The following is a 12966-nucleotide window of genomic DNA, read 5'->3' as shown; positions in this document are numbered from 1 at the left end:
AAAAATTCTAAATAGCGGTTTTTAAAACCACCTCCTGGCCCGCCCGGCTCGCCGAGCGGGCCTTTCTTTTAGCCCACGGTTTTTTCCACCGATGGTCGGATGTGCTATAACAGAAGCTCGTCTGGCTAAGGCCATTTTGACAGGAAAAGAAGATGGACCAACAATCGCTTACGCTGGTAATCCTTAATGGTAAAGGTGCAGGTAATGAGGAACTGCGCGAAGCTATTCTGTCGCTGCGCGAGGAAGGACTGCAGATTGAAGTCCGCGTTACCTGGGAACACGGCGATGGCGAACGCTTCGTCAAAGAGGCGGTAGATCTGCACGCGGCGACCGTGGTTGCGGGCGGCGGCGACGGCACGATTAACGAAATCGCTACCGCGCTGGCGGGCGTGGATGCGCCGCTACGTCCGGTATTGGGGATTATTCCCCTCGGCACCGCCAACGATTTCGCCACCAGCGCGGGCATACCTGAAGAGATGGAGCACGCGCTGCGTCTGGCTATCGTCGGCAAGGCCACCTCCGTCGATCTGGCGCGGGTTAATCAGGATCGCTACTTTATCAATATGGCGACCGGCGGCTTCGGCACGCGTATTACCACCGAAACGCCGGAGAAGCTCAAATCGGCGCTGGGCGGCGTCTCTTATCTGATCCACGGCCTGCTGCGCATGGATACGCTTAAGGCGGACAGCTGCGAACTGCGCGGCCCGGATTTTAGCTGGCAGGGCGACGCGCTGGTGATCGGCATCGGCAACGGACGCCAGGCGGGCGGCGGCCAGCGGCTCTGTCCGACCGCGCTGATCAACGACGGCCGGCTGGAGCTGACCATTGTCACCTCAAAAGAAATTTTGCCGACGCTGTTTAACTCGCTGACCGGCGGCGATGATGAAAATCCAAACATCATTCGCGCTTCGCTGCCGTGGCTGGAAATTACCTCGCCAAACGAGATGGCCTTTAATCTTGATGGCGAACCGCTGCGCGGCACCACTTTCCGTATTGAGATTTTGCCCGCCGCGCTGGCCTGCCGCCTGCCGCCTTCCTGCGAGCTTCTGGCCTGACCGACCGGGGCCATTGCGCCCCGGTTTTGGACAGCGATGCATAAAGGCGAAGGCAGGCTTTTAGCCTTGTCCCACGCAGGCCGCCAGCCTGAACGTTCAGGGCGACCGGCGCTGACCGCAAGCCTTAGCGTTCAGGACGACCGGCGCTGACCGCCAGCCTTAACGTTCAGGGCGACCGGCGCTGACCGCCAGCCTTAGCGTTCAGGGCAAACCGACGCTGACCGCCAGCCTTAGCGTTCAGGGCGAACCGGCACGCGCCCTCTTCCGCCGTTACCGATCTTATCTCCTGCCGCATAGCGGCGCCGTTTCCGTCTGGATGCTGAAAAGCGCGCTTCCGGTGGATCCGGCATCGGCTTCCGCCAGCAAAAATGCCTCTCTGCTCATAACAATGCTTTCACAAGTGTGATCGCTATCGGAGTTTCGTCGCCTGCAACTTGTATGGTAGTACGCCAGAACGTATTTTCTCCTCATTCTCTTCACCAGGACGACAAGAATGAAAATTGTAAAAGCGGAAGTCTTTGTTACCTGCCCCGGCAGGAACTTCGTTACGGTTAAGATCACCACGGATCAGGGGCTGACCGGCATCGGCGACGCCACGCTGAACGGCCGCGAGCTGCCGGTGGCCTCCTATCTGAAAGATCACGTTTGCCCGCAGCTGATCGGTCGCAACGCGCATCAGATCGAGGACATCTGGCAATATTTCTATAAAGGCGCCTACTGGCGTCGCGGCCCGGTGACCATGTCCGCCATTTCGGCTGTCGATCAGGCACTGTGGGACATCAAAGGCAAAGCGGCCAATATGCCGGTCTACCAGCTGCTGGGCGGCGCCTCGCGCGAGGGCGTGATGGTTTACTGTCACACCACCGGCCACAGCATTGATGAAGTCATGGACGACTACGCAAAGCATAAAGAGATGGGCTTTAAGGCTATCCGCGCGCAGTGCGGCGTGCCGGGCATGAAAACCACCTACGGGATGGCCAAAGGCAAGGGCCTGGCCTACGAGCCGGCCACCAAAGGCGACTGGCCGGAAGAGCAGCTCTGGTCTACGGAAAAATACCTCGATTTTACCCCTAAACTGTTTGCCGCCATTCGCGACAGGTTCGGTTTTAATGAGCATCTGCTGCATGATATGCACCACCGCCTGACGCCGATTGAGGCCGCCCGCTTTGGTAAAAGCGTGGAAGATTACCGTCTGTTCTGGATGGAGGATCCGACGCCTGCCGAAAATCAGGAATGTTTCCGCCTGATCCGCCAGCACACCGTTACGCCGATTGCGGTAGGCGAAGTCTTCAACAGCATCTGGGACTGCAAGCAGCTGATAGAAGAGCAGCTGATCGACTATATCCGTACCACCATCACCCATGCGGGCGGCATTACCGGTATGCGCCGCATCGCCGATTTCGCTTCGCTTTATCAGGTACGTACCGGTTCGCACGGCCCGTCCGATCTGTCGCCAATCTGCATGGCGGCCGCGCTGCATTTTGACCTTTGGGTACCGAACTTCGGCGTGCAGGAATATATGGGCTATTCCGAACAGATGATGGAAGTGTTCCAGCACAGCTGGACTTTTGAAGACGGCTATATGCATCCGGGCGATAAACCGGGCCTGGGCATTGAGTTTGACGAGAAGCTGGCGGCGAAATACCCCTATGAGCCTGCCTACCTGCCGGTAGCCCGCCTTGAAGACGGCACTTTATGGAACTGGTGAGGAAAATAAAATGAAAAGCGTCGTTATTGCTAAACCCGGCGAGCTGGTAATTGAGGAGCGCGCCTTACCGGAGCCAGCCGCTGGCGAAGTACGGGTAAAAATAGCCTATGCCAGCATCTGCGGTTCAGACGTGCATATCTGGCACGGCCACAATCCTTTCGCCCGCTATCCGCGCGTGATCGGCCACGAGTTTTTTGGCGTGATCGAGGCAGCAGGCCCGGGCGTAGAGGCATCGCGCGTTGGCGAGCGCGTAGCGGTCGATCCGGTGGTCAGCTGCGGCCACTGCTATCCCTGCTCCGTTGGTCGCCCCAACGTTTGTAGCGAGCTACAGGTGATCGGCGTCCACCGCGACGGCGGTTTTAGCGACTATGCCGTCGTACCGGCGCGCAACGCTTACGTGGTGCCGCCATCGATCCCCGATAAGCTCGCCAGCCTGATCGAGCCTTTTACCATCGCCGCCAATATCTGTGCTTTCCTGAAGCCCGTGCCGGACGATGTTGCGCTGATCTTCGGGGCCGGCCCGATGGGCTTAACCGCTATCCAGGCGCTGAAAGGCGTATTCAACGTGCGTAACGTCATTGTGGCGGACAGGCTGCCGGAAAGGCTGACGATGGCGCAAGAAAACGGCGCGGATACCGTGCTGGATAACAGCGAGATCCCGCTGGCTGCCCAGCTGGAAGGGGTCAAGCCAACGCTGATTATCGATGCCGCCTGCCATCCCGCTATTCTGGCCGAAGCCGTCGCGCTCGCTTCGCCAGCGGCGCGTATCGGGCTACTGGGTTTTTCCGGCGAGCCGTGCACCGTAACGCAGCAAAGCCTGACCAGCAAAGAGCTCTCCCTGTTTACCTCAAGGCTGAATAGCCACCGTTTCCCTCAGGTGATCGAGTGGATGGAAAAACGCCTGATCCAGCCAGAAAAGCTGGTCACGCATTATCTGCCGCTGAGCGAGGTGGAGGCAGCGATGACGCTGTTTGAAAAAGATCCGCGCAGCTGCTGCAAAGTTGTCCTTAAAGTCAGTTAACGAACGCCGGGCTTAACGGTCAGGGCGGTAGTCGGTAAGGGAGGGCCAGCCTCCCGTTACCAGGCTCCCTGAGTCGTCAAGAGAATCACTTAAAACCATAAGAAATAAGGATTTTATATGTTCAAGCATCTCCGCTGGACTATCGTACTCCTGCTGTTTCTGGTCTACATGATCAACTATCTCGATCGTGTGGCGCTCTCTCTGACCGTGCCGATGATTGAAAAAGATCTGTTGCTGAACGCCGAACAGTTCGGTTTGATTTTCGGCAGCTTTTTCTTTGGCTATGCGATTTTCAACTTTGTTGGCGGCCTGGCCACCGATAAATATGGCCCGACGCTGGTGCTGGGGATTGCCGTCGGCCTGTGGTCGCTGTTCTGCGGCTTTACCGCGCTGGCTACCGGCTTCTGGTCGATGCTGATCCTGCGGGTGCTGTTTGGCATGGCCGAAGGGCCGATCTGCGCCTCGGCGAATAAGGCGATCAACGGCTGGTTTCCTAAAAAACAGGCCGCGACCGCGATGGGCTTTCTCAGCGCCGGTTCGCCGCTGGGCGGCGCGGTAGCCGGCCCGATTATCGGCTATCTGGCGCTGGCCTTCGGCTGGCGGCCGGCGTTTATGATTATTTGCTCTATTGGTATCGTCTGGATGGTGGCGTGGTTCTTTATCGCCGCGGATAACCCGTTAAAAAGCCGCCTTGTCAGCGCGCGCGAGCGTGAGCTGATTGCCAGTCTGAAAGCGGAGCAAACCACGCCGGACGAAGAGCTGGCGCAGGCGTCCCACGGCCTGGGCTACTATCTGCGCCAGCCGATTATCCTGGTGACCGCCTTTGCCTTCTTCTGCTACAACTATATTCTGTTTTTCTTCCTGAGCTGGTTCCCGGCCTATCTGGTGCAGGCGCATAACCTTGATATCAAATCGATGAGTATGACTACGGTGATCCCCTGGGTGGTGGGGTTCGTCGGGCTGGCGCTGGGCGGCTTAATCTCCGACAAAATCTTTAAGGTCACCGGTAAGCTCCTGCTCTCCAGAAAAATTGTGCTGGTGGTGTCGCTGCTGGCCGCCGCTATCTGCGTCGCTTTCGCCGGCTCGGTAAAAGGGGTTTATCCGGCCGTTATCCTGATGTCGGTCTCTATCTTTTTCCTCTATATCACCGGGGCTATCTACTGGGCGATTATTCAGGATGTGGTGCATAAAAGCCGCGTCGGCAGCATCAGCGGCTTTATCCACCTGATCGGCAGCCTTTCCGGCATTATCGGCCCTGTCGTTACCGGCTATATCGTGCACCACACCGGCAAGTTCGACAGCGCTTTCGTGCTGGCCGGCGTGATTGCCGCCGTGGGCGCTGTGCTGGTACTGCTGGTGATCAAAAGCCCAAAAAACGCGGCGGCGCGAGTTTCCGTCTGACTGGCGCATTGCGGCGCCTTTTATTTGATAAGGATTTATCATGTTACTTGTCGATGTGTTACCTGAAGGCACCCTCCTCCCGCGTTACGATCGTAGCGCGCTGCGTACGCGTATCGTGCATTTTGGCTTCGGCGCTTTCCATCGCGCTCATCAGGCCGTGTGTACCGACAGGCTGGCCGCCGAGCAGCAAAGCGACTGGGGCTATTGCGAATGCCAGCTTAACAGCGGCGATCTGATTAAAGCGCTGCGCGAGCAGGATTGTCTCTACAGCGTAACGGAAAAAACCGCCGACGAGCTGCGCACCCGCGTGGTTGGCGTGGTCAAAGAAGCGCTCTTTGCGCGCGAAGACGGCGTCGAGCGCGTTATCACCGCGCTCTGCCAGCCGGACGTGGCGATTGTCTCCGCCACCATCACGGAAAAAGGCTACTGCTACCAGCCTGCCAGCGGCGAGCTAAACCTGACGCATCCGTCCATTGTGCATGACCTGGCTCATCCTGAGCAGCCTGTTTCTTTTCCGGGGATCGTGCTGGCGGCCATCCGACGTCGGCGCGCGCTCGGCCTGCCGCCCTTCAGCGTGATGTCCTGCGACAATATGCCGGAAAACGGTCGGGTAACGTGCAACGTCATCACGCAGCTGGCGCAGCAGCAGGAGCCGGCGCTGGCCGACTATATCCGTAAACACCTTACCTTCCCTTCCACTATGGTGGACCGCATCGTGCCCGCCATGACGCCGGAAGCCTTTGATGAACTGAGCCGCAAGCTGGGCTGCGCCGATCCGGTGGGCGTGGAGTGCGAGCCTTTTTTCCAGTGGGTCATCGAAGATAATTTTGTGAATGGTCGCCCGGCATGGGAAAAAGCGGGCGCGGAACTGGTGGCCGACGTGCTGCCGTTTGAAGAGATGAAGCTGCGGATGCTTAACGGCAGCCACTCGCTGCTGGCCTACCTCGGCTATCTGGCTGGCTATGAGCATATCAGCGACTGTATGGACGATCCTTACTACCTCAAGGCCGCCCGCAGCCTGATGCTGGATGAGCAGGCGCCCACGCTGAGCACTAAAAATGTGGATCTGACAGCCTATGCGGATTCGCTGATCGCGCGTTATCGCAACCGGGCGATTAAGCACCGCACTTATCAGATCGCTACCGACGGCACGCAAAAGCTGCCGCAGCGCTGGCTGGACAGTATTCGCTGGCATCTGGCTAACGGCAGCGATTTTACGCTGCTGGCGCTGGGCGTGGCAGGCTGGATACGCTTTGTTGGCGGCGTGGATGAGCAGGGCAAGCCAATCGTCATTAACGATCCGCTGCGTGCGGAGCTGGCGCAGCGGGTAAACGACAGTCAGGAAGGCGATGAGCGCGTCGCCGCTCTGCTCTCGCTGCGGGCTGTTTTTGGCGAGGATCTGCCCGATAATTCGCTGTTCCGCGAAAAAGTCGGCCATTACTACGCGCTGTTACTGAAGTTGGGCGCGAAAGAAACGGTCAGGCAGGTTATCGGCTGACCGCCGCTTAATGGCAAAAGAACTGGCGCTGGCGCAGCAGGCTGATTAGACTGGCTGTTTCCAGCGTCAGGCTTCGCGACGCACTAATGAAATGAAAATTGCCGCATGTCTACTGCCTATATCATTACCGCCAGCGAACCAGTCAATCAGCAAATCTATCGCTTTTTACGCCAGGATATTGTGACCTGCGTGATTTCACCGGGTGCCTTACTGTCTGAAAAAGAGGTTTCTGCCCGTTTCAGCGTCTCGCGCCAGCCGGTGCGGGAAGCCTTTATTAAGCTGGCCGAGGCCGATCTGGTGCAAATTCTGCCGCAGCGCGGCACCTTTGTGCGCAAGATTTCCGCACGACGCGTTGCCGACGGCCGTTTTATTCGTGAAGCGGTGGAAACGGCGGTAATACGGCGAGCGGCGACGGAAGCGACCCCAGAGGCGCTGGCCCGGCTGGAGCATAATTTACGCCTGCAAAAGCTGTCTGCGGAGCGCAACGACAGCCAGGCGTTTTTGCTGCTGGATGATGAGTTCCACCGCCTTATCGCGCAGAGCATCAACTGTGAGCTGGCATGGGAAACGGTAGAAAATATCAAGGCGACGATGGATCGCGTGCGCTTCCTGACCCTCAGTAAGGTTTCGCCGCCGGAAAGCCTGATCAATCAGCATGAAGAGATCCTGCAGGCGCTGCTGGCGAAAGACGCTGACGCCGCCGAACGGGCGTTGCGACGCCATTTGCAGGAGATGATTTTTTCCATCACGCCGATTGCAGAGCAAAACGGCGCGTGGTTTGAACAGGAGTAATCCTGCCGGGCTGGCGAGCGGTTCCGGCCGTCAGCGTCCTTCCACCCGCGCGTCTCATCACTACCGCTACACGCGCCGGTTCAGCCGTAACGTTTTCGCTCGTCGATGCACTACTAATCATCCTCTCCCGGCCCGTCAGCAGTTTGCCCGCTGATAGCGTTCCAGCGCGCTACCACCAGCGATAGAAATGATGCACCGGGCCAATGCCTTTACCCACTTCCAGCGTATCTGCGTGCTGCAATGCGCCCTGCAGCCACTGTTTCGCTGCGCTTACCGTACCCGGCCAGCTGGTATGACGCGGGCGCAGCGCGGCCAGCGCGGAAGAAAGCGTGCAGCCGGTGCCGTGCGTATTTTTAGTCGGCACGCGCGGCGCGGTAAAGCGCTCTTCTCCTTCCGGGGTCAGCAGCCAGTCCGGGCTTTCGTTGTCGCTCAGGTGGCCGCCTTTCATCAGCACCGCCTGACAGCCCAGCGCCAGCAGCGCCCTGCCCTGTTGCAGCATCTCCTGTTCGTTGCGGGCCGGTGAGCACTCCAGCAGCGCAGCGGCTTCCGGCAGATTCGGCGTGATAATGGAAACCTGCGGCAGCAGTTTTTCCCGCAGCGTCGCCACGGCCCGCCCGGAAAGCAGCGGATCGCCGCTTTTCGCCAGCATCACCGTATCCAACACCCGCCAGGGGATCGCCGCCTTTGCCAGCCCTTCTGCTACCGCCTCCACAATATCGCTGTCCTGCAACATACCGATTTTGACGCTGTCGATGCGCACGTCGCTTAATACCGAGGCTAGCTGGGCCGAAACAAAATCGGCCGCCACGGGATAGACGGCCTGCACGCCGCAGGTGTTCTGCGCCACCAGCGCGGTGATCACGCTGGTACCGTAGGCTTCAAGCGCGGAGAACGTTTTCAGATCGGCCTGGATCCCGGCTCCGCCGCTGGGATCCGTACCGGCGATGGTCAATGCGTTGACTCTCATACCGCCTCCTTGTACAGACGGTAGAGCGCATCGAGAAACAGCGGTTCAAAGGTGCCCGGCCCGTTGGCCGCCGCCGCCACCTGCTCGCCCGCCTGGCTCATTACCCGACAGGCGGCAGCGATATGCAGCAGCCTGTCGCCCGGCAGTGCGCAAAATGCGGCCACCACGGCGGAGAGCGCGCAGCCCGTGCCGACCACGCGCGTCATCAGCGGAGAGCCGCCCGATACCGCCAGCAGCCGCCGTCCATCGGTGACGTAATCCGTTTCGCCCGTCACGGCAACCACCGCGCCGCTGGACTGCGCCAGCTGAATAGCGGCCTCCAGCGCGGCGGAAGGATGATGCTGGCTGTCGACGCCGCGACCGGAAACCGCCTGTCGGGCCAGCGCCATAATTTCAGAGGCGTTGCCGCGAATGGCGGCAGGACGGAATGCCAGCAGCCGCTGGCAAAAATCGCTGCGAAAAGTCAGCGCGCCGACGGCAACCGGATCCAGCGTCCACGGTCGGCCTGCCGCCGTCGCTCCCTGCACCGCGGCCAGCATCGCTTCGCTACGTGCAGCGGTCAGCGTGCCGACGTTGATCAGCACGGCATCGGCAATGGCGCTGAACTGTGCCGCTTCCACAGGTTCAGTCACCATCGCGGGCGACGCGTCCAGCGCCAGCAGCACGTTAGCCGTCAGGCTTTGTACCACATCATTGGTCAGGCAGTGAACCAGCGGCGACCGCTGGCGGAACAGAGCAAGAGACGCGGCCGGGCTGGCCGTATAGTGAGTAGGTTGGATCATAGCGCTCCCAACCGGCGATCAAGAAGGCGATGCGATAAAGCATCTGACTTCCCTCCGCTGGCATTATCCAGTTCAGGTTCAACGGGTATTTCTCAGCCTTCACAAGGAAGGGCACCCCGAGTCGTAGTGCTTGCCAGCATAGGGAAACGCGCTGTTTTACGCAAGCGCGGAACGGCTTGCTAACGCAGATAGCGCCAGGGTTTACACTGCTGCCAGCGCCAGGCTTCCGCCATCATGGTTTCCAGCGTACGGGTCGCTTGCCGGCCCGCAGCATTACCTCCTTGACGTAGCGGAAATATATAACAGGCCGTCTGGTTTAAAGCGGAATACTCAATAATAACGTTAATGATTGGGCATCTGAAAAATCCGCACAGACAGTCGCCCTGCTGATATGCCTGCAACAGTATTTAACGAACACTTAATAATACCGCCGTTGCTTTTTTACAAGAATTATAAATAATATCCAGCAAAGAAATAACACCACGCTGTCTGACAATCCCTTTTTACAAGCCAATATAAAACTTAACCCGGCCCACATTAATTATATTTCACTTGAACAGATAAAAGTAACTAATTGGCAAAAGCAGAAAACTGAAAAATCAGGATAATTAACCATACCAATATCAATTGATCAGGATCAACCTTTTATATCATTCTGCCAAACAGGCGTAAAAACAGCCTGCGCAATAATAACTTATTGCTAAGATATCAGATAAGTCCGTAAAAACAGCGGCCTGCGTAACGATGTTAATAAAAAATTATAACAACATCCTGCCATTGAAGACACACGACAATAATAAGCCAGAAGAGAGAGCGATGAACTTTAAAATAAATGCGTTTTTATGTTGCTACTTTTGTTTATCGCCATCTTTATTTGCAGGCGTGATGCGTGAGGATGTCCCGGTGCAGGACTATCGGGATTTCGCTGAAAACCTGGGCAAGTATGGCGTTGGGAAAGAGAACGTTTCGGTCTATAAAACGGACGGCACGCTGGCTGGCGTACTTAACTTCCCCATACCTGATTTCGGCGCCGTGGTGTCCGGTGGCTACGCGACGCTGTTTTCTCCCTCATTTCTGGTAAGCGTTAAACATAATACCGGTTACCAGTCGGTAGATTTTGGCAACGATGCAAAATATAAAACGATCTATAAAGTAATTAATCGTAATGAACATGATGAACAGGATTTTCATTTACCTCGCTTAAATAAAGTCGTTACCGAAGCCGCTCCTGTCCCTTCGATGGTCGGTACCGAGCTGCGCGCTAATCCTGAACGCTATACCTGGTATGCGCGTGCGGGTGCCGGCACACAATATCAGGTTGATGCCGATACGCAGACTCTAATCCAGCTTGCCGGTGCCTATAGCTGGAAGTCGGGCGGTACGATAACTAATCCTACTTTCGAAAACTGGCGGCTGCGCTGGTATAACTACAGCCCGGATAACCCCGACGTACAGCCTTTCGACAGCGCCGGACAGGGTGGCGACAGCGGCAGCCCGCTGCTGGTTTATGACAACGTAGAGAAAACCTGGAAACTGGCTGGCGTAGCGACATCGATCGCCGGATCGGCCCCCTACTCTTTGCGTACCTACGTTTTATTTATTCAGGACAGCTTTGTCGCGCAGGTGATGGCGGCCAACAGCGATCCTGATATTACCGATGCTCAGGCAAACGGCACGATGTACTGGAATAAGGAAGCCATTATCCAGGGCGCGGATCGCTGGGCATGGCATGGCGTTGAGGCGCTGACCCCTGCCGCCGCGACCAATGCTGAACTGGACAGCAGCAAGGATCTGCGCTTCAACGGCGAAGGCGGCACGCTGGTGCTCAATCAGTCCGTTAATCAGGGCGCGGGTAAACTGCAATTTTCTAATAATTATCAGGTTAAATCGGCTGATAATCAGCATTATACGTGGGCAGGCGGCGGCATTGAGGTGGATGCGGGCAAATCAGTCCTGTGGCAGGTGAACGGCCTGGCAGGCGACGCGCTGCACAAAATCGGCGAGGGAACCCTGTACGTTAACGCGACCGGCATCAACAACGGCGATCTGAACGTGGGCAACGGTACGGTTGTTCTCGATCAGCAGGCGGACGAAAACGGCCTGAAGCAGGCTTTCTCCACCGTGACGCTGGTAAGCGGCCGGCCGGTAGTGAAGCTGGCGGACGCGGATCAGGTAGCGGCGAAAAATATCCGCTTTGGCTATCGTGGCGGCACGCTGGATATCAACGGCAACAGCCTGAGCTTTAGCGAAATCAATCATAACGACAGCGGCGCAACGATCGTAAACCGTAACGCGGATAAAACCGGGACGGTGACGCTGTACGGCAACGGCTTTAATTTTGCTGGTCATTTTGGTGAGCAAGAGAGCGGGCGGCTCAATTTGAGCTATTACGCTGCCGACAGCGCTTATCGTGCGACGCTCTCGGGCGGAGTCGATGTCTCCGCCTTGAAAGTCAAACGCGGCGAACTGGTGCTGTCGGGCGAGCAAACGCCTCATGCGGGCGGCGCACTCTTCAGCGACGACTGGCGCGAGCAAAGTTACTACGCTGACACGGTAGAGGTACAGTCCGGTACGGCGTTAACGGTAAGCGATCACGCGGTTCTGAAAGGTGATGTCACCGTATTTGAACAAGCCGCGCTAAATCTCTACGCGCATACTTTGCTGTCGGGCAGCGTCGAACTGACTGAGACAAGCAGCCTGTTACAGGCGGATATTTCCGAACGGGCCAGCAGCGTGGCGGGACTTTTCTCGACGATTACGGCGGACATCAGCGGTAAAGGCCAGCTGATAAAAAACGGCACGGGCATCTTGCAGATGGATGGCGATATCACCACTACCGGCATTACCGAACTTCTGGCGGGCACGCTGGCGCTGAACGGCAACGTCACCTCCCCGGTCACGATAGCCAACGAAACGGTGCTGGCGGGTAACGGTAAGCTGCAATCGCTGAAGGCGGCCAGCGGTTCGACCATCTATCCCGGCGCGCTGCTGACCGATAGCGCAGATTACGCCACGCTGCGCCTGGGTTCGCTGACCACCTCGCGAACGGTCGGCCTGTCGCTGAACAGCGGCTTCCGCCCCGGCGCTACGGATAAGCTGCTAATAGACGGCGATATCAGTGAGAGCGAGCCCGTGTTGGTAACCGTGAACAGCCAAAGCGCGTGGACCGACAGTGACAGCAATCAAAACGGCAGCGCTGACAATACAGAAGGCGTGTCGATTATTCAGGTTGGCGGCCAGGCGACAAAGAACAGCTTCCGGCTTGCGGGCGACTACGTGGCCCAGGGTGCCTGGGCTTACGGCCTTTACGCTTTCGCACCGGGTAAGGCAGCAGAAAGCGAGCGCGAGGTCGGCGGTTCCGGCAATCAGTTCTGGGATTATCGTCTGCAAAATATTTTATTATCCGAATCGGGTAATAGCGAGATCCCGGCACCTGAAGCGCCAACGGACGAAGTTCCGGCTCCGGTACCCGAAGCGCCAACTGACGAAGCTCCGGCTCCGGCACCCGAAGCGCCATCTGATGAAGTTCCGGCTCCGGTACCCGAAGCGCCAACTGATGAAGCTCCGGCGCCCGAAGTTCCGGCTGATGAAGCTCCGGCTCCGGCACCTGAAGCGCCAACTGACGAAGCTCCGGCTCCGGCACCCGAAGCGCCATCTGATGAAGCTCCGGCTCCGGTACCCGAAGCGCCAACTGATGAAGCTCCGGCGCCCGAAGTTCCGGCTGATGAAGCTCCGGCTCCGG

9 protein-coding genes and 1 riboswitch are annotated in these 12966 nt (G+C 57.8%); of the genes, 7 read left to right on the top strand and 2 right to left on the bottom strand.

The genetic code is table 11. The annotated features are described in order from the left end of the window. Positions 1 to 152: 152 nt before the first annotated feature. The 6 genes from yegS (at position 153) to ACMGEE_RS11780 (ending at position 7475) form a co-directional block, all read left to right on the top strand. Positions 153 to 1055, top strand: a complete 903-nt coding sequence (gene yegS, locus ACMGEE_RS11805; RefSeq protein ID WP_301251123.1) for a lipid kinase YegS — start codon at positions 153 to 155, stop codon at positions 1053 to 1055. 493 nt (positions 1056 to 1548) lie between these two features. Then, the gene (manD, locus tag ACMGEE_RS11800; protein WP_301251126.1) at positions 1549 to 2763 is read left to right on the top strand and encodes a D-mannonate dehydratase ManD; all 1215 of its coding nucleotides are present in this window, start codon (positions 1549 to 1551) and stop codon (positions 2761 to 2763) included. Positions 2764 to 2773: 10 nt separating this feature from the next. Next, positions 2774 to 3784 carry a Zn-dependent oxidoreductase gene (locus ACMGEE_RS11795; RefSeq protein ID WP_253460013.1) on the top strand — a complete coding sequence of 337 codons (1011 nt, stop codon included), beginning with the start codon at positions 2774 to 2776 and terminating at the stop codon, positions 3782 to 3784. A 117-nt stretch (positions 3785 to 3901) separates the two neighbouring features. Beyond that, the gene (locus tag ACMGEE_RS11790; protein WP_253460011.1) at positions 3902 to 5185 is read left to right on the top strand and encodes an MFS transporter; all 1284 of its coding nucleotides are present in this window, start codon (positions 3902 to 3904) and stop codon (positions 5183 to 5185) included. A 40-nt stretch (positions 5186 to 5225) separates the two neighbouring features. Beyond that, entirely contained in the window at positions 5226 to 6683 is a 1458-nt protein-coding gene (locus tag ACMGEE_RS11785) for a mannitol dehydrogenase family protein (RefSeq protein WP_436830069.1), read from the top strand. 105 nt (positions 6684 to 6788) lie between these two features. Next, on the top strand, positions 6789 to 7475 hold the full coding sequence (locus ACMGEE_RS11780) for a GntR family transcriptional regulator (protein WP_436830068.1): 687 nt from the start codon (positions 6789 to 6791) through the stop codon (positions 7473 to 7475). Positions 7476 to 7644: 169 nt separating this feature from the next. Here ACMGEE_RS11780 and thiD read toward each other — a convergent pair whose 3' ends face one another. Continuing rightward, complete coding sequence (gene thiD, locus ACMGEE_RS11775; protein WP_253460005.1) at positions 7645 to 8442, bottom strand: bifunctional hydroxymethylpyrimidine kinase/phosphomethylpyrimidine kinase; 798 nt, start codon at positions 8440 to 8442, stop codon at positions 7645 to 7647. Then, the gene (gene thiM / locus ACMGEE_RS11770) at positions 8439 to 9224 is read right to left on the bottom strand and encodes a hydroxyethylthiazole kinase (protein WP_436830067.1); all 786 of its coding nucleotides are present in this window, start codon (positions 9222 to 9224) and stop codon (positions 8439 to 8441) included. Before thiM ends, thiD begins: the two co-directional genes overlap by 4 nt. Before the next feature lie 32 nt (positions 9225 to 9256). Then, positions 9257 to 9353: riboswitch (TPP riboswitch) on the bottom strand. Positions 9354 to 10109: 756 nt separating this feature from the next. Here thiM and ACMGEE_RS11765 point away from each other — a divergent pair. Then, the coding region (locus tag ACMGEE_RS11765; protein ID WP_436830066.1) for a S6 family peptidase at positions 10110 to 12966 on the top strand (2857 nt) is incomplete at its 3' end.

Source organism: Erwinia artemisiae (genome assembly GCF_051400835.1).
Taxonomy (GTDB): domain Bacteria; phylum Pseudomonadota; class Gammaproteobacteria; order Enterobacterales; family Enterobacteriaceae; genus Erwinia; species Erwinia aeris.
The sequence above is the reverse complement of the archived record's forward strand: the minus strand, read 5'-3'. Positions and strand labels throughout refer to the sequence as shown.